This window comes from Pseudomonas oryzicola, assembly GCF_014269185.2.
Classification (GTDB): domain Bacteria; phylum Pseudomonadota; class Gammaproteobacteria; order Pseudomonadales; family Pseudomonadaceae; genus Aquipseudomonas; species Aquipseudomonas oryzicola.
On the sequence record NZ_JABWRZ020000001.1, the window covers coordinates 1,340,875 to 1,358,945 of the forward strand.

At 63.9% G+C, this 18,071-nt stretch carries 10 protein-coding genes; 3 read left to right on the forward strand and 7 right to left on the reverse strand.

Features of this window, described 5'->3' with window-relative positions:
• Positions 1-54 precede the first annotated feature (54 nt).
• The 3 genes from HU760_RS06115 to HU760_RS06125 form a co-directional block, all read right to left on the reverse strand.
• Entirely contained in the window at positions 55-2,466 is a 2,412-nt protein-coding gene (locus HU760_RS06115; RefSeq protein ID WP_186677668.1) for a glucose/quinate/shikimate family membrane-bound PQQ-dependent dehydrogenase, read from the reverse strand.
• A 29-nt stretch (positions 2,467-2,495) separates the two neighbouring features.
• The gene (locus HU760_RS06120; RefSeq protein ID WP_186677670.1) at positions 2,496-3,830 is read right to left on the reverse strand and encodes a carbohydrate porin; all 1,335 of its coding nucleotides are present in this window, start codon (positions 3,828-3,830) and stop codon (positions 2,496-2,498) included.
• A gap of 221 nt (positions 3,831-4,051) precedes the next feature.
• Positions 4,052-6,094: a TonB-dependent receptor gene (locus HU760_RS06125; RefSeq protein WP_186677672.1), complete on the reverse strand. Its 2,043-nt coding sequence runs from the start codon at positions 6,092-6,094 to the stop codon at positions 4,052-4,054.
• A gap of 164 nt (positions 6,095-6,258) precedes the next feature.
• Between HU760_RS06125 and HU760_RS06130 the strand changes: the two genes are divergently transcribed.
• On the forward strand, positions 6,259-6,480 hold the full coding sequence (locus HU760_RS06130; protein ID WP_133332077.1) for a VF530 family protein: 222 nt from the start codon (positions 6,259-6,261) through the stop codon (positions 6,478-6,480).
• 1 nt (position 6,481) lies between these two features.
• Entirely contained in the window at positions 6,482-7,117 is a 636-nt protein-coding gene (locus HU760_RS06135) for a Pr6Pr family membrane protein (RefSeq protein WP_186677675.1), read from the forward strand.
• Positions 7,118-7,158: 41 nt separating this feature from the next.
• Here HU760_RS06135 and HU760_RS06140 read toward each other — a convergent pair whose 3' ends face one another.
• From HU760_RS06140 to HU760_RS06150, 3 genes are all read right to left on the reverse strand, one after another.
• The gene (locus HU760_RS06140; protein WP_186677677.1) at positions 7,159-7,920 is read right to left on the reverse strand and encodes a siderophore-interacting protein; all 762 of its coding nucleotides are present in this window, start codon (positions 7,918-7,920) and stop codon (positions 7,159-7,161) included.
• Entirely contained in the window at positions 7,913-8,458 is a 546-nt protein-coding gene (locus tag HU760_RS06145; protein ID WP_186677679.1) for a PadR family transcriptional regulator, read from the reverse strand. The genes HU760_RS06140 and HU760_RS06145 overlap by 8 nt, the downstream gene beginning before the upstream one ends.
• An 88-nt stretch (positions 8,459-8,546) precedes the next feature.
• Entirely contained in the window at positions 8,547-11,696 is a 3,150-nt protein-coding gene (locus HU760_RS06150) for a transglycosylase domain-containing protein (RefSeq protein WP_186677681.1), read from the reverse strand.
• Between the two features lie 391 nt (positions 11,697-12,087).
• On the opposite strand from HU760_RS06150, the gene HU760_RS06155 reads away from it, so the two are divergent.
• On the forward strand, positions 12,088-13,506 hold the full coding sequence (locus HU760_RS06155) for an amino acid permease (protein WP_186677683.1): 1,419 nt from the start codon (positions 12,088-12,090) through the stop codon (positions 13,504-13,506).
• A gap of 244 nt (positions 13,507-13,750) precedes the next feature.
• On the opposite strand, the gene HU760_RS06160 is transcribed toward HU760_RS06155, so the two are convergent.
• Positions 13,751-18,025: a DEAD/DEAH box helicase gene (locus tag HU760_RS06160; RefSeq protein ID WP_186677685.1), complete on the reverse strand. Its 4,275-nt coding sequence runs from the start codon at positions 18,023-18,025 to the stop codon at positions 13,751-13,753.
• Positions 18,026-18,071 lie beyond the last annotated feature (46 nt).

The window sequence follows — 18,071 nt, forward strand, 5'->3', positions numbered from 1 at the left end:
GGCCTTGTCTCGCGAAAGGCCGCCCCTACAGGTCATGCCTGCAGAAGCGGGCAGTTACTCAGCCAGCTTGTAGGCGATGATGTAATCGCCCATGCGGGTTCCCAGCGAGCCATGCCCGCCGGCGGTCACCAGCACGTACTGCTTGCCATCCTTGCCGGTGTAGGTCATCGGCGTGGCCTGGCCACCCGCTGGCAGGCGGGCCTTCCACAGTTCCTTGCCGTTGTTCACGTCATAGGCGCGCAGGTACTGGTCGAGGGTACCACTGAGGAAGCCGACGCCACCGGCGGTGACAATCGAGCCGCCCATGCTCGGCACGCCAACCGGCAGGCCGATCGGTACCGGGGTGCTGTCGCGGGTGGTGCCGTTCTTGTGCTTCCATACCACTTTGTTGGTGAACAGGTCGATGGCGGCGACATAGCCCCAGGCCGGGGCCTGGCACGGTACGCCCAGCGGCGACATGAACGGGTGCATGATCACCGCGTAAGGGGCGCCGGTATTTGGCTGAACGCCGCTGGTCTCACTTTCGCGCTTGCTGCCTGCGGCCACTTGCTCACGCGGGACCATCTTCGACACGAAGGCCATGTAGTTGGGCGAGGTGAACAGCAACTGGCGTACCGGGTCGACCGACACGCTGCCCCAGTTGAATACACCGACGTTACCTGGATAGACCAGCGACCCTTGCTCGGATGGCGGGGTGTACTGGCCTTCGTAGCGCAGCTCGCGGAACTGGATGCGGCACAGCATCTGGTCGAACGGCGTGGCCCCCCACATGGCCTGTTCGGTCAGCTCAGGGCCGAGCAGGTTGAGGTCGGAGCGGGCCTGGGTTGGCGAGGTGTGGTCGCCCTTGACGGCGCCTTGCGGGGTGGGGATTTCGCGGATCGGCACGATCGGCTTGCCATCGCGACGGTCGAGCACGTACAGGCTGCCTTGCTTGGTCGGCACAATGATCGCCGGTTTCACGCCGTCATCGGTCTTCAGGTGGACCAGGGTCGGCTGGCTGCCGACGTCCATGTCCCACAGGTCGTGATGGGTGAACTGATAGTTCCAGCGGGCCTTGCCGGTGGCCAGGTCCAGGGCGACCACGCCGGCGCTGTACTTCTCGGCGCCCGGAGTGCGGTTGGCGCCCCACTGGTCGGGGGTCTGGTTGCCCAGCGGCAGGTAGATCATGCCAAGGTCTTCGTCGACGCTGGCAACCGACCACATGTTTGCCGAGTTGCGGCTGTACATCTTGCCGGGGGCCAGTGGTTGCGTGTCGTCCGGGTTGTTGCTGTCCCAGTTCCACACCAGGTGGCCATCGTGTACGTCGTAGGCGCGGATCACGCCGGATGGTTCGTTGGTCGACTCGTTGTCGGTGACGTGGCCACCAATGATCACCAGGTCGCGGGTGACTGCGGCAGGTGAAGTGGAGTAGTAGCCGCCGGCGGTGAACGGGCCGATGCCGGTGGTCAGGTCGATTGCGCCCTGGTTGGCGAAGCCTTCGCAGACCTTGCCGTTGTCGGCGTTGATGGCAATCAGGCGGGCGTCCGCAGTGGGTAGGTACAGGCGGCGTGGGCAGGCCTGGGCCACGGCCTGGCCGGCGTCGCTGATCTTCGGCGCCGGGCTGCCGTCGCGGCTGACGTAGCGGTTTTCGTCATAGTACGAAACGCCACGACAGGTCATGTGGGCAAAGCCCTTGAAGGTGCCGACCGGGCTCTTGACCTGGGGGTCATAGCGCCAGATTTCCGCGCCGGTGTCTGGGTCCAGGGCCAGCAGGCGGCTGTGCGCGGTGCAGGCATAGAGCATGCCGTTGACCTTCAGCGGGGTGTTCTGGTTGGTCAACTCCACCGGGTCGTTTTCGGTTGGCAGGTCACCGGTACGGATGCGCCAGGCCTCTTCCAGGCGGTAGGCGTTCTGCGGGGTGATCTGGCGCAGTGGCGAATAGCGGTCGCCATGTTCGGTGCGGCCATAGGCTTGCCAGTCGCCGTCGGGCATGGCCGGTGCGGCGCTGGCCATCTCGCTGCTGTCGCGGCCCAGTTCGCCGAACACTTCACCCGGGTGGGTGAACTGGCTGGCCAGCGCACAAGCGCCGGAAGCGACCACTGCAACGCCGAGAAGCGCGCTATTGGCCTTGCTGGCCGGGCCGATCAGTGGTCGACGTGCCCAAGGCAGCAAAAGCACCACGCCGATGGCAAACCAGATGGCCAGGCGCGGCACCAGTTGCCACCAGTCCAGGCCCACTTCGACCAGGGCCCACACGGTGCTGCCCAGCAGAACCAGGCCGTACAGGCCGAGGGCGATGCGGCGTTGGGCCAGCAGCAGGATGCCCGCCAGGGCAAAGCCGATACCGGCGATCAGGTAGTACAGCGATCCGCCCAGCTGGCTCAGCTTGATGCCGCCGGCCAGCAGGGCCAGGCCCATCAGCAGCAGCAACGCGCCAATCAGGCGCGGTAGCCAGCGGCTTCCAGTGTTGGCACCTTCAGTGCTCATCGTAGGTTCTCCGTCAGGTCAAAAAGGGGTTAGAAACTGCTCTGGATCTTCAGGCCGCCGATCAGGGCATCATCGACCTGCGACACCCCGCCCGGGTGGCGGATGTACTGCAGGTTGGGGCGTACCGTGAGCCAGTCGGCCAAGTGGATGCCGTAGTACAGTTCGGCGCTGTACTCGGTGTCCTGCACCGGCAGGAAACCAGGGTTGTCGTAGTCATCGAGGCCCGCGGCCTGGTTGGCCAGGCGGGCGTTCTTGCGGTAGGCAGGGTTGACGTGCACGCGAGCCAGGGCGAAACCGATGTCGTCCTTGGCGCGGGCGTCGAAGGGCCCTTTGAATACCAGTCCTGCCTGCACATAGTTGTCGATGGCATTGGTCTTCTTGTCGTGTACCGTGGCATTGGCGAACAGGCTCAGGCCACGTGACTGGTCGGACGCCAGCGAAGTCACCTGCTGCTGCGCGCCGAGCCACAAGCCGTGCTTGCTCGAGCTGCTGCGGTAGGCGGCGCCGCTGAGCGCTGCCGGCTGGCCGTTGTTGTCCTTGAGAACATCCTGAGCTTTGGCATTACTGTAGTAGTAGCCGGCGCGATATTCCCCTTCAAGGCCATTGACCCGTGGGCTCCACACCAGTTCGATCGGCATTACCGCGCCCTGGGTGCCGCTGCCGCTGAGCTTGAAGCCGTTGCCCGACTCGAGGTTGGAAGGGTTCTGCTCGAACACGCCGACCTGGGCGTAGAGGGCGTCGCTGAGGTTGTAGCGCACGCGCAGGGCCCATTGGCTGACCGGCCAGTTGTACCAGATGCCGCCGACCCAGTTGCCCACCTGCGAGCCGCAGAAGGCCAGGTTCTGGAAGTCGCAGGGGAAGCTGTTGAAGTCCTCGCCTTCGCCGAAGCGGCCGAATTTCACGTCCAGTGCGCCGTCGAAGTACTTCTGCTTGATCCACATCTGGGTCAGCCGCCAGGTTTCGCCACGGCCCCAGACCTCCTGGGCCGAGGTGAAACCGCCAACGCGCGGGTCGTTGATGCGGTCGTTGCTGATGTTGTCACCGTGGCGCTCGGTGATGGTCAGCTGGAATTCGCTGTCGTGCCAGCCGAGAATCTTCTCCAGGTCCAGGTGGCTGCCGAAGGTGAACTGGTCGCTATAGCGCGCGGTGCGATCGTGGTCGTAGCCACCGTGCAGGTTGCTGCCCATCTCGCCGGTATAGCCGAGGGTGAAATCGTAGCCTTTTTCCAGCAGTTCGCTGCGGGTGCCTCCCCAGTCGCCGAGCATCCATGGGGAATCGCTGGCGAACATTTCACTGGCGCCGGCGGGGGTCGCCAGGGCGCTGAGGGCAAGGCCGATGTAACAGGTTTTGGGCAGTTGGAACATGAGATAGCGCTATCTTCTGATTATTGAATAAACGGCAAGCGCATCGAAGGGCAGGGCCCCCGATGGAAATGGCGACAGGATTGGTTAAATGAAGCGTTTCAGCTTGCGGCGCGGAGGATATAGGGGAAGTTACAAGAAAAAAAGACAAATTGTCGCAGTGAATTGTTTTCCTATCGGTAACAATTGGCTGCAGAGGGGCTGCAAAAGCAGCCCCCGCTATTTCAGAAGCGGGTACGCAGCCCGACTTCCACGCTACGCCCTGGTGCCGGCGCGATATCGCGCAGGATCGAGCTGGCATAGCGCACGGTCTGGTCGGTCAGGTTTTCGCCGCGCACGAACGCCAGCCACTGGCTGTTGCCGATGTCGAAGCGATAACCAACGCTCGCCCCCAGCGTGGTGTAGCCATCGGTGCTGGTTTCGTCGGCCGGCTTACGCTGCTGCGCTGCCGCATGCTGCACATCGACCCGCGCCTGCCAGCGGTCCAGCTCCCAGACCAGGCCGCTGTTCAGGCGCAGCGGAGCGATGCGTGGCAGCGGCTCGCCACTGTCGAGGTTTTTCGCTCGCGTGTAGTCGCCAGACAATTCCAGGGCGAAGCTGCCGTAACGGTTTTCCAGCAGTTGCCAGCGGTCCTGGGCCTCGATGCCATAGAAGCGTGCGCGCACGCCCTGGTATTGGTATTCCGGGAAACCGTCGTGATCGTGGTCGTGCTCATCCTCGTCATGGTCGTGGTCATGCCCGCCCTCGCGAAGGTTACCGGTGCCGATCAGGCCGATGTAGTTGCGGAAGTGGCTGTAGAACACCCCGACGCTACCCTTGTGGGTACCATTGTCGAAGCGCAGTGCCAGGTCTGTGGCAATGGCTTTTTCCTTGTTCAGGCCGGCATCGCCGATTTCAAAGGCGCCAGTGGCCACGTGGGCGCCATTGGCGTACAGCTCGTAGAACGTCGGGGCACGCTCGGTGTAGCCAAGGCTGGCGGCGAGCGACCAGACCGGGTCGAGCTGGTACACCGCCCCTGAAGACAGGCTGAGCGCGTTGAAACTGCTGGCGCTGTCGGCTTCGGCGAAGTTTTCGTTGCCCTTCGCGTCCGGGTCTACGCCGGTATGTTCCAGGCGTGCACCCAGGCTCAGGTTCAGGCGCTCGGTGGCTTGCCACTGTTCGAGCATGAACAGTGCCAGGCTGTCGGTGTCGGTGTGCGGGACGAAGGCTTCCTCGCCCAGGGCGGAGAACTGGTTGCGGCTGACCTGTGCGCCGACCACGCCCTCCACGGGCCCGAGCGGCTGGTGGCGGGCTTCGATGCGCGCTTCATAGCCCTTGTTCCGGAAGGTGGTATGAACCTCGCCTTCTTCAATTTCGCGGTGCTCGTAATCGGTATAGCCGGCATTGACTTTGACCGAAGTAAACCGGCCATCCAGGTCACGCAGTTCGGAGGCGAAGGCGTAATGGTCCTGCTTCATGTCCAGGCGCACGCCAGGCTCGGCCACGGAGCCATAGTTGCTGTCGTAACGGCTGTACGACAGACCGGCGTAACCGTGCTCCCAATGGTAGGCCCCCCCCAGCGCACCGCCCTCCTGGCGGCCGTCGCTGTTTTCCAGGCGGTGTTTGCTGCCCGGCTCGTCGGCATCGCGGACCTTGGCACTGCGGGCGTAACCAGGGATTCGCAGGTCATTGAACTGGCGGCTGTTGGCATCCAGGTGCAGGGCGAAGGCACCGTTGCCAGCCTCCAGCTTGCCGGCGCTGCTGCGGGTGGTATCGGCGCCGCCGTAGCGCAGTTCACCGGCACCGTGGATGCCGTCGACGGGAGCGTCCGGAATGCGATTGTCGAACGTGTTGACCACGCCACCGATCGCGTTACCCCCATAGAGCAGGGCGGCCGGACCGCGAACGATCTCGACCCGGTCGACGGTGACCGGGTCCAGCGGTACGGCGTGGTCGTAGGACAGCGACGAGGCATCCAGAGCGCCGACACCATTGCGCAGGAGGCGGATGCGATCGCCATCCAGGCCACGGATGACCGGGCGGCTGGCGCCTGGGCCAAACCAGGTAGAGGCGACACCAGGCTGTTTGTTCAGGGTTTCGCCGAGGCTGCCGTGCTGCTGTTGCAGCAGGCTGTCGCCGTCAAGCACGGTACTGGGGGTTGCCAGTTGGCGGTTGCCCAGAGGATTGGCAGTGATGACCTGAGGCTCGAGTTCCACGGCCTGGCTGGGCGGGGCGGCCAGCCATAGAGCGACGGCGAGGGGCGAGAGGCGAAGCGGTGCGTACAGCATGGGATGAGTCGTTCCTTGGCAGATATTCATGTAATGTTACAACATAACATATCTATTTCAGCACAGAGCTTTCGCGCCAGGCCAGCGCTTGCTCTGTTGATACGGCTGATCCCACCCACCGCTACACTCGTGTAAGGTGCGCATCTTTCCTATGGAGCACTGGCATGAGCACGGCCCAACACAACGCGCTGCACGGCAAGACCCTTGAGCAGATCCTCACTGAACTGGTGGCGCATTACCAATGGCAGGGCCTGGCCGAGCGCGTCGATGTGCGTTGTTTCAAGAGCAACCCGAGCATCAAGTCGAGCCTGACCTTCCTGCGCAAGACACCGTGGGCGCGGGAAAAGGTGGAGCAGCTGTACGTGAAACTGCAGCGCAACGCCTGACATGCCCCGTCGTCCCTGGTTGACCGGCATGGCCGTGCTGGGCTGGTTCGGCCTGACCGTGCAGGTGTACCTGGTACTGCTGGCGCGTTGGCAGGAACAGGCCAGCCTGATTGGCGGCCTGATCAACGTATTCGGTTATTTCACCGTTTTGACCAATACCTTGGTGGCGACGGTGTTGAGTTATGCAGCGTTTGGTCGGGAAGGGGCTGGCAAGCGCTTCTTTCTATCGCCGTCGGTGAGTTCGGCGGTGGCCACCAGTATCGTGCTGGTGGCGCTGGCCTACAGCGTGTTGCTGCGCCATCTGTGGCAACCGCAGGGTTGGCAGTGGCTGGCGGACGAGTTGCTGCACGATGTGATGCCCGCGTTGTTCGCTGTGTACTGGTGGATCGAAACCCCGAAGGGCACGCTGCGCTTATGGCACTTGGCGGTGTGGGCCTTTTACCCGGTGGTGTATTTCATCTATGCGCTGTGGCGGGGAAGCGAAATTGGTGTGTATGCCTACCCATTCATCGATGTGGCCAGCCTGGGATATGAGCAGGTGTTGTGCAATGCCCTGGGGATGCTGGCGGGTTTCTGGGGTATCGGGCTCGTATTGCTGGGACTGGACAGGTGGCGTGGGGTGCACAAGTTCGCATAGCCGGTATCGGCCCCGCGAAAGGGCCAGTGCCGCCACAAACATCAATCGTCGTCCGCTGTCCCTTCGGCACGCCAGTAGGCCGCAGCCTTCAGTGCATTTTCAGGCACCCCCTTTTCCAGCAACAGCGCCTTGGCCTGGCGGGTCAGGGCTTTTTCCAGTGCCACCCAGCCGTACAAGCGGCCTTGCGGCAAGCCAAGGTTCTTCACCAGGGTCAGCAAGTCTTCCTGGTGCCGACGTACCCAGATCACTTCCACCTGTGCCTTGCTCGGCAGCGGCTGGCGTTCCTGCTCGTCCTCGATCTGGATGACCACCAGCACCTGGCGGCCTTCGGGTAATTCCTCCAACCGGCGGCCAATGGCCGGGATGGCGGTTTCGTCCCCGATCAGCAAGTAGCTGTCGAAGATATCCGGTACTACCATCGACGACCGCGGCCCGGCGATGTCCAGGGTTTGCCCTGGTGTGGCCTGTGCCGCCCAGGTGGAGGCAGGGCCGTCGCCGTGCAATACGAAATCGATGTCCAGTTCGTTGGCTACCAGATCGACGCGCCGTGGCGTGTACTCGCGCATGGTTGGCCGTGCGCCACCGTCTTTGCCCAGATTACGGGCCTCGAGGGTCTGTTGCTGCTCGGGCGTTTCAGCGAATAGCAGCTTGATATGGTCATCGCTGCCCACACTGGTAAAACCTTGCAGCTCGGCCCCGCCCAGGGTGATGCGGCGCATGCGCGGGGTCAGCTCGGTAACCCGTACTACCTGCAGGCGGCGTTGGCGGATCTCATGGTTGACGCGGTGAATGGTGTCATTCATGGGGTGTCTCCCTGACAGGCTCGGTCGGCACGGAGGCGATGTCCTTGGCGGCATGATTGAGCAGGTCGCGGACCCGCTCGATTTCTTCAGGCGTCCAGCGGCCACTGTGCATGTGCAGTGCATGGCGCAGATTGCCCACCGCTTCATGGATTTCTGGCGGGCGGTCGTGGCCGCGCAGAGCTCGTTTGCTGACCTCGATGCGCATGCGCACGCCGTCCAGGGCGACGGCCTGTTCGGCCAGGGCGGTGCGGCCGGCATCGGTGATGACATAAAGGCGTTTGCTGCCCTGCGCCTGGCCGCTGATCAGTTCGGCCTCTTCGAGGAAATTCAGCGTGGGGTAGATAACACCTGGGCTTGGGCTGTAGCTGCCATCGAACAGGTTTTCGATCTGGCGGATCAGGTCGTAGCCATGGCCGGGCTGCTCGGCAAGCAAAGCCAGCATCAACAGTTTGAGGTCGCCTGGGGCGAAAACGCGTGGGCCGCGTTCGCCACGGCCGGCGCGCCGCTCGAAGGGGTCATGAGGGGAATGTTCGCGCATGGGGCAAGGCTCCGTCGTTTTCGATATATCGTAAGATATTACTCAAGATATATCTAAAGACAAACCCGTAATTGCGGATGATTATCATCTAATTTTTAGATGCGTCCTCAGCCGGTTTGCCGGCCTGCGCCGCCATCTGTGGCGGTTTGCACTCATTCGGATTGCCCGGCTGCAAGTAAGGCATGAGGATAGGAGCCATGCCCTTGAGCACCTGCACTGGCAGCGCCGAGGTGAACGTGAAGGCTTCCGCCGAGCGCCCTGGCACGAACGCGGTCAAGGTGCCGAAGTGGTTGTCGCCCAGGTAGAACACGAAGGTGGCGGTACGGTTCAGCGAGCGTGAGCCGATCAGTCGGCCACCGGCGCCGAAGCTTTCGATGCGGTTGTCGCCGGTACCGGTCTTGCCGCCCATGACCAGCGGCGTACCGTCCTGCAGCTTGAAGCTGCCGGAAATACGCCGCGCGGTGCCCGCATCCACCACTTGCGACATGGCGCCTTTGAGTGCCCGTGCCACCTCGACCGGCAGAATCCGCACGCCGCGGTCCGGGTCGCTGACCAGCTTGGTCTCGTACGGCGTGTTGGCCGCGAAATGCAGGGTGTCGATGCGCAAGGTCGGCAGGCGCACGCCGTCGTTCTGAATGATGCCGACCAGTTCGGAGAGGGCGGCGGGGCGGTCGCCCGAGCTACCGATGGCAGTGGCCAGCGAGGGCACCAGGTGGTCGAATGGATAGCCCACACGCTTCCAGCGCTGGTGGATATCGAGGAACGCTTCGATCTCGACCATGGTACGAATGCGGCTGTCGCGAGCGCCCTGGTGGCGGCTCTTGAACAACCAGCCGTATACCTCCTGGCGTTCGAAGCGGCTGGCGTTGATCATTTCGCTCAACGTCGAGCCGGGGTTCTTCAGCAAGTAACCGAGCAGCCACAGGTCCAGGGGGTGGACCTTGGCGATATAACCCTGGTCCGGCAGGTCATACTTGCCAGGCCCGTAGGCGTCGTACATCTCCGACAGCCGGCCGTCGGTCAGTTTGCCCAGGGCAACCTTGTCACCTTTGAGGTGGGCGCGGACGAAGGCGTTGAAGGTTTCCTGCCCGGCTTCGGGGAACAGGTAGCGGTGCACCGCCGCCAGCCGTTGTGGGGTCACGCGCATGCTGTCGAGGAAGGTGTCCAGGCGCTGTTGCGAGGTTTTACGCTGGTATTTCTTCCAGAAGCGCATCAGGTAGTTGGTGCCTTCCTTGTCGGCGAAACGGGCCAGGTATTCCTGGCGGCGGGGGTCGCTGTCATCCTTGAGCAACGGCACGCGGTTGTACGGTTGCTGGTAGGTCACGTAGCGCACCAGGTCGCGCATCAGGCGGATGAACGGCAGGTTGATCGACTCACGCAAGGCGTCCTTGAGGGTTGGGTTGCGGTTGTTGTCCTCCTTGCGGAAGTTGTTGAACACGTGCATGCCGCCGCCGGTGAAGAAGGCTTCGCCGGTGTTGGCCGAATACTTGCGCTCCAGCGCGGCATCGAGCATGGCGTCAAGGCTCTGGTTCTTGCTGTTTTGTGCGAGCCATTCCAGCGACCACTGGGTGATGCGGTCGAGCTCTGCGACTTCGACTTTCTTCAACTCGGCGGCAGTCTTGCCGGCATATTTGTCGTGCAGCTCGGCGATGATTTCCAGATAGGTCGTAAGCACCCGCAGTTTGGCGGTGGAGCCCAGCTCCAGCTTGCTGCCTTCGTTGATATCGAAGGGCTGGTCGGTGCTGTCGGTTTGCACCCGCACCCGCGAGCCGTCAGCAGTACGCTCGAACAAGGTAAAGCTGTAGCTCACCTGGTCGGTGGTCTTGGGTGTCAGCAGGCGCTCACCGATCAGGCCCATCTGCGCGGCGAAGGCGGGGTCGGCAAGATTTTTCAGGTACTGGCTGACCTGCACCTGCAGGTCGGCCTGCAGGGTGCTGGTGGCTGACAGGTCGAGGCGGTCGAGGTCGTACAGCGGGCGGTTGAGCATGGCTGCCAGGCGGTTGCGCGCCAGGCTGATGCCCTTGTTGGTGACGATCGGCACGATGGTCGGTTGCGCCACCCAGTCGCGGTATACCGCCTTGCTGGCCAGTGCGGCGTTGGCCAGCGGCTGGTCGATGACCTGGTTGGCGGCCAGCACGCGAATGTGCGCATCGGTCAGTTCCGCAAGTTCGACCCGCCCCTTGGACAGGTAGTGCGAGGGGCGACGCTGGGCAATCATCAGTGACAGCACCTGGCGCAGGGCCAGGCCGCGCGTGGCCATGCTTTCGGGGTCGCTGGCGCTGGAGGTCAGGGCCTGGTTGACCTGGTCGAAATCGGCGCCGTACCACACCCGCAGGCCTTCGGCCATGCCGTGCACCTCGCCATGCCCAGGCACGGCCGACAGCGGCACACTGTTGAGGTAGTCACGCACGATACGCTGGCGTGCCTCGGTGGTGTCCGGGCCGCCCTGGTAGGCGCGCACGCTGGCAGAAACCATCTGGCGGATCTTTTCGGCGCCCGACACCGTCAGGCCGTCCGGTGAGTGCCGGTACTTTTCCAGCTGCGTGGCCAGGGTGCTGCCACCCGCGGACTGGCCTGGCAGGGCCAGGTACTTGGCCACCTGGCTGTAGGCCGCTTTGGCGAAGCGCGGCCAGTCCACGGCCGGGTTGTTGCGTGGGTCCTTGGTGTCCAGCAGGTCGCGGTTCTCGATGAACAGCAGGCTGTTGACCATCACTGGCGGGATCGACGTGAAGTCCGGGTACAGGTGTTGCGGGTACTTGTACTGGTACAGCATGTCGCCGCGGCAGTCGGTGATCGACAGCCCGGCCTGGATCTTTTCGATGTAGGGGGCGAACAGTCCATGCTCGACATAGTTCATCAATGCCGGCGAAAACCGCACCTGCTCGCTTATCAGGTAGTCGCGCTTGAGCAGACGCGGCAGGAATTCGCCCAGGGCGCTGTAGCCCAGGCGTTTGTCGAACGGGCCCTCACCGGGGTAGGCGATGGCATCGCTTGGGCCTGGCTGCAGCGAGTAGGTGAGGGTGGTGGCCAGCTTGCTGAATTCCCGCGATTGCAGGTTGGAGGTGCGGAACTCGTCATACGCAGCGAAACCGATGGCCACCAACGCCACCAGCAGGATGAGGATGATCAGTCGCCACCATAGCCGCCGTTGGCGGGGTGACTTGGGGTGTGGCGTCTCGGCCGGAGGTAGGTCGGGTGCTTCCGTTCTGGTTGGTTCCGATTGCCACAGTGCGCCCATAGTCTTGTATCCGGCCAGGTAATTTCGTCTTGCTTGTCTGAAGCTTAGACGTTGAGTGGGGCAGGTGAAAAATTTGTAAGAAGCGGAGAAAAGTGCCATGGGGCTATGCGGCTTTGGTGTGGGTTTCTTCGTCGAGCGATGTTGCTATGGTGCCGGGGCGGTTTGCAGAGCCACTGTGTGCCCCCGGAAAACTCGCTGATTATTCCGCTATATACAGCGACAATCCCTACAACGGTCTTCCTATACTGCTTGCCCCTTCGCCCAGCCGGACGCTCTATTCCGGCACCCGGACCGGCCCACAAGGTCAGTTCGGCAAGCCAACGCCACGTCTATCGGCCTGGCCGGTGCTGCACGAAGGTCAAATCCAATAACAAAACGAGGTTGTATTGCTATGCCAGTCGGCAACCACCCTGCCCACGGCCAGGCCATTGAAGGCGGCCCGCTCAAGCGTGAACTGGGCGAACGGCACATCCGTCTGATGGCGCTGGGCGCCTGTATCGGTGTCGGTCTTTTCCTCGGTTCGGCCAAGGCCATCGAAATGGCTGGCCCAGCCATCATGCTGTCCTACATCATCGGTGGCCTGGCCATCCTGGTGATCATGCGCGCCCTTGGCGAAATGGCCGTGCACAATCCTGTTGCCGGTTCGTTCAGCCGGTATGCCCAAGACTACCTGGGCCCGCTGGCGGGTTTCCTTACCGGCTGGAACTACTGGTTCCTGTGGCTGGTGACCTGCGTTGCGGAAATTACCGCGGTAGCCATCTACATGGGCATCTGGTTCCCCGACGTACCGCGTTGGATCTGGGCCCTGGCGGCGCTGGGCAGCATGGGCGCGGTCAACCTGGTGGCGGTGAAGGCATTCGGCGAATTCGAGTTCTGGTTCGCCCTGATCAAGATCGTCACCATCATCGCCATGGTCCTTGGCGGCATTGGCATCATTGCCTTCGGCCTGGGCAATGACGGTGTAGCGGTGGGCATCTCCAACCTGTGGAGCAACGGCGGTTTCATGCCTAATGGCGTGACTGGCGTGCTGATGTCGCTGCAGATGGTGATGTTCGCCTATCTGGGCGTCGAAATGATCGGCCTGACCGCTGGTGAAGCACGCAACCCGCAGAAGACCATTCCGCACGCTATCGGCTCGGTATTCTGGCGCATCCTGCTGTTCTACGTCGGTGCGCTGTTCGTGATCCTGTCGATCTACCCGTGGAACGAAATCGGCAGCCAGGGCAGCCCGTTCGTCATGACCTTCGAGCGTCTCGGCATCAAGACCGCCGCCGGTATCATCAACTTCGTGGTCATTACCGCCGCGCTGTCGTCGTGCAACGGCGGCATCTTCAGCACCGGGCGCATGCTCTACAGCCTGGCGCAGAACGGCCAGGCCCCGGCGGCCTTTGCCCGTACCTCGAAGAACGGCGTGCCGCGCAATGCGCTGCTGCTGTCGATCGGCGCGTTGCTGCTGGGCGTGCTGGCCAATTACCTGGTGCCGGAGAAGGTTTTCGTCTGGGTCACTTCGATCGCTACCTTCGGCGCGATCTGGACCTGGGTGATGATCCTCCTCGCGCAACTGAAGTTCCGCGCCGGCCTCAGCAGCGCCGAGCGCAAGGCACTGAAGTACCGCATGTGGCTGTGGCCGCTGAGCTCCTACCTGGCGCTGGCCTTCCTGGTGCTGGTGGTTGGTCTGATGGCGTACTTCGAGGATACCCGCGTGGCGCTGTATATCGGCCCGGCGTTCCTGGTACTGCTGACGGTGCTGTATTACGCCTTGCGTCTGGCACCGAAAGAAGAGCAAGGTGTGGCGAGCACGGCTTCATGACCTGAAATCCCCAGGGCCGCTGCGCGGCCCATCGCGACACAAGGGCGCTCCTACAACGAACAGCATATCCCCTGTAGCAGCGGCGTTGTGTCGCGACGGGCGGCGTAATAGCCCGGGTTCTGTCAGGCCGCCTTTTCTCTGCAGGGCTGGAAACTGTCCGCCCGCGAACATCGGCACAGCTGGTGCCATACACCGTGGTGCATTCTTCTCGGGTAAATCCGCTCCCACAGGGTGCGAGCGCTTGTCAGCGCGCGTCGCGCAGCAATTTCTGCCGCCAACCGTCCTGCTCCTGGGCCGACGCCTCGACCAGGAACGAATAGCGCCCGGCCACCCTTACCGCCACCGGCACCCCGTCGCGATACAACAGGCGGTTGCCAGTGACCGCCGGCACTTTCGCCCCCGGCAACAACGACCCGATCAGGTTCAACGGGTCACTGGCACTCACCGCCACCAGTGCCCCGTCCCGTTCACGGCGCCGTACCTGTCGTAGCAGCCCCACCGCCTCCGGCAAGGCGAATTGTTCGCCCGCCAGCCCGGCAATGAAGCGCCCGCCACGAATCTCGCCGCGCGCCTCCAGCCGGTGGTAGCAGCGCAGCAGCTCGCGCCACGGCGGCAGCACGTCACTTTCGCGCTCAAGCAGTCGCCAGCAGACCACGCCATAGCGTCTCAGCAGGGCCCGGGCGATGTGCTCCAGGCGCTGGCTGTCGTCCACCGCACCCCGGCGCAACAAGGCCCAGCGCCCGGCATGCGCCATGCTGCTGGTCAGCGGCGGGCGGCCACGTAGGCTGTTGCGGGAGGCACGTTTCGCCGCCGGGGTGATCAGGCTGCGCAGGCCGGCGAAACTGTCGGCCCCCACAAGGCCTGCGCCTACCAGTTCTTGCAAGGCCGTTTCCAGTTCGCTGGGCAGCAGGTGGGCATCGTCGGTCAGTTCGTCGAAGAACAGCGCGCCCTGTACCTGCAGCACCTCGTGTACGCGCTGCGCCCGCGCGCCAAGGCTCTCCAGCGCGGGCACCGGAGCAAGGCTGCGCCACACATTCAGGTGCTCGCGCGGTAGCAGCACCAGCGGTGTGCTGGACAAGGTACTGCTCGACACCGTGGTGGCCAGGCGGCTCCAGGCAAACTGCCCGCTGCGACAGGCATCGTCGAGCCAGTGCGGGCTGTAGTCCTGGATGCGTGCCGGCAGCAGCTCGGCTTCCCAGGCGCCGGCAGCACTCGGGAAGCCTTGTAACTGACCCAGTACCTCGGCCACGGCTTGCGGCCCGCGCAGACGCTGCTCAGCGGCCAGGTGCTGCCAGTCGAACAGGAAACGCATGAAGTCCTGCAGGCTGACCGGCTCGATTTCCCGGCGCAGGCGTTTGACCGTGTAGCGGTGAATGCGCGCCAGCAGATGGCGCTCGCACCATTGCAGTTCGTGCGCACCAGGGCTGAAATGCCCGCGCAGTACATAGCCATCGGCTTCCAGGCGGGCCAGGGCCTGTTCGATGGCCTGTAGCGGCTTGCCCAGCGGTGCGGCAATCTGTGCCTGGGTCAGCGGGCCATGGGCGCTGAGGCGGGCGCGCAGCAGTTCGACCAACGCGTTATCCGGCTCACTGGTCTGATCGAAGCCTGGTAGAAGCGGCAGTGCAGGTTGCAGACGGGCGCCGGGGTACAGCACCTGTAACAGGCTCAAGCGCTCACGCGCCAGCCACAGCCCTTCGTCCACCAGGCACATCGCCCGTCCGGCGTTGGCCAACTGGCGCAGCAGCATGTCCCAGCCGGGATTGCCCTGTACTTCCGTCTGGCTGATGGCCCCCAGCCCCATCAATGCTTCATGCATTTCGTCGGCATTGCCTGGCTGTGGCCAGGCTTCAGCAGCCACAGCAGCAATGGCATCGGCATCCAGCGCGCCCAGATCGTCGCCGCTGTGCACGTCGTTCCAGCGTCGGTTGAGCACCGCCTGGGTGCGCCGTTCCTCCAGCGGCGCGTCATCCAGGAAGGCATACGGGCGGGCATTGAGGATGGCTGAAGCCAATGGCGAAGGGGCCGGCAGGTCGCGGCACAGCAGGCGTACCGTACCGCTTTCCATACGCCGCAGCAGCGCCAGCCAGCCTTCGCTGTCCATCGCTTCGTGCAGGCAGTCGTCCAGGGTTTGCTCGACCAGTGGGTGATCGGGAATCTGCCGCTCGCCGACGATATTTTCCAGGCAGGCGATCTGCTCGGGGAACACGGCGGCCACCAGGTCTTCACTCTTTATCCGCTGAACCTGTGGCGCCACCTTGCGCCCGCCGACGAAGCGCGGCAAGGCCATGGCCACGCTGGCGTTCCAGCGCCAGCGTACGCCGAACAACGGCGCATCGAGCAGGGCCTGGACGAGGATCGGCTCGGCGCTGCGGCTGTTCAGGTAACGCCACACCTCGTCCAGTTCGAAACTGTGGCTGGTAGACAGCGACAGCACGATGGCGTCCTCGCTGGCGGCTGCCTGCAACTCGAAGTTGAAGGTGCGGCAGAAGCGCTTGCGCAGGGCCAGGCCCCAGGCGCGGTTGATGCGGCTGCCGTAGGGTGAATGGATGATCAGCTGGGTACCGCCGGACTCATCGAAGAAACGCTCCATCACCAGGGTCTCTTGCGAGGGCAGGGCGCCGAGTACTTCACGGGTGCGGGCCAGGTAATCCAGCAACTGGCTGGCGCTGGCCTGGCTCAGTTCAAAAGTTTTCTGCAACCACGCCAGCACCTCGGCTTGGTTGCCGCCGGCCTGCGCCAGGTGCTGATCGATCTGCGCCTGCAGCCGCGCCACTGCGGCAGAGAGCTCATCGCTGCGCCCCGGCGCCTCGCCCAACCAGAACGGAATAGTCGGCGGCAGGCCATGCGCATCTTCCACCCGCACCCGGCCCGGTTCCACGCGCAAGATGCGATAGGAGGCGTTACCCAGCTGGAAGATATCGCCGGCGATGCTCTCCACGGCAAAGTCTTCGTTGACGCTACCGATGTTCAGCGCCTGTGGCTCGAGCAACACGGCGTAGTCGGCGTTGTCGGGGATGGTGCCGCCACTGGTCAGCGCGGTCAGCTGGCTACCTCGGCGGCCACGCAGGGTGCCACTGACCGCGTCGCGGTGCAGGTAGGCACTACGCACGCCCTGGCGGCCGTTGTAGCCTTCGGCGAGCATGCGCAACAGGGCCTGGTAGTGTTGCAGATCGAGTTCGGCATAGGGCGTGGCCTGGCGCAGGCAGTCGTACAGGGCCTGTTCGTGCCACGCCTGGTTGCTGGCCTCGGCAACGATCTGCTGGGCCAGTACGTCCAGTGGCGCCCGGGGGATGTGCAGCTCATCCAGTTCGCCACGGCGGACGCTGTCGAGCAGGGCTACGCATTCGATCAGGTCGTCGCGCGAGGTGGGGAACAGGCGCCCCTTGGGCACGCCATCGACCTGGTGGCCGGCGCGGCCAACCCGCTGCAGGAAGGCTGCGATAGAACCTGGCGAGGCAATCTGGCAGACCAGGTCGATGTCGCCGATGTCGATGCCCAGCTCCAGCGATGCGGTGGCCACCAGTACCTGCAAGTGGCCGTTTTTCAGGCGTTGTTCCGCGTCCAGGCGCAGTTCCTTGGCCAGGCTGCCATGGTGCGCGGCCACCGCCTCCTTGCCCAGCCGATCGCTGAGGTGGCGAGTGATGCGCTCGGCCAGGCGCCGCGTATTGACGAACACCAGGGTGGTACGGTACTCCCGCGCCAGCTCGGCCAGGCGGTCGTAGACCAGGCCCCAGACGTCCGTTGCCATCACCGCGCCAAGCGGTACCGGTGGCACTTCGATGGCCAGGTCGCGCTGCCGTGCATGGCCGACATCGACGATCGCGCAGGGGCGCCCGGTGCCGACCAGGAATTGCGCCACCCGCTCGACCGGGCGCTGTGTGGCCGACAGGCCGATACGCCGCAGTGGCTGCTTGCACAGGGCCTGCAGGCGCTCCAGGGTCAATGCCAGATGAGCGCCGCGCTTGTTGCCGGCCAGGGCATGGATTTCATCGACGATTACTGTGTGCACACTGGCCAGGCCTTCACGGCCCGAAGCCGAGCCCATCAGCACATAGAGCGATTCGGGGGTGGTTACCAGGATGTGCGGTGCCAGCTTGCGCATGGCGGCGCGTTCCTTTTGTGGTGTGTCGCCGGTGCGCACGGCCGTGGTGATGCGCGGCGCGTCGAGGCCCTGTTCGGCCAGGGCCTGGCTGATGCCTTCGAGCGGGGCCTGCAAGTTCAGGCGGATATCGTTGGACAGCGCCTTGAGCGGCGAAACATAGACTACCTGGGTTTGCGCAGGCAGCGCGCCCTGGTGCTCCAGGCCTTGACGGAACAGTTCATCGAGCACCGCCAGAAAGGCGCTGAGTGTCTTGCCCGAGCCGGTCGGTGCCGCCAGCAGCAGCGACTGACCGGCTTGGATCAGCGGCCAGGCACGGGCCTGAGCGTCGGTGACCGTGGCGAAATAGCGACGGAACCAGGTGCGCACGGCAGGGTGGAACAGTTCGAGCACCGGGTGGTGTTTGGCGGGCAGGTTCATGTGGTGGTTATGGAGGGGGCGGGCCGGGTTGGCAAGGGGCCGTTCG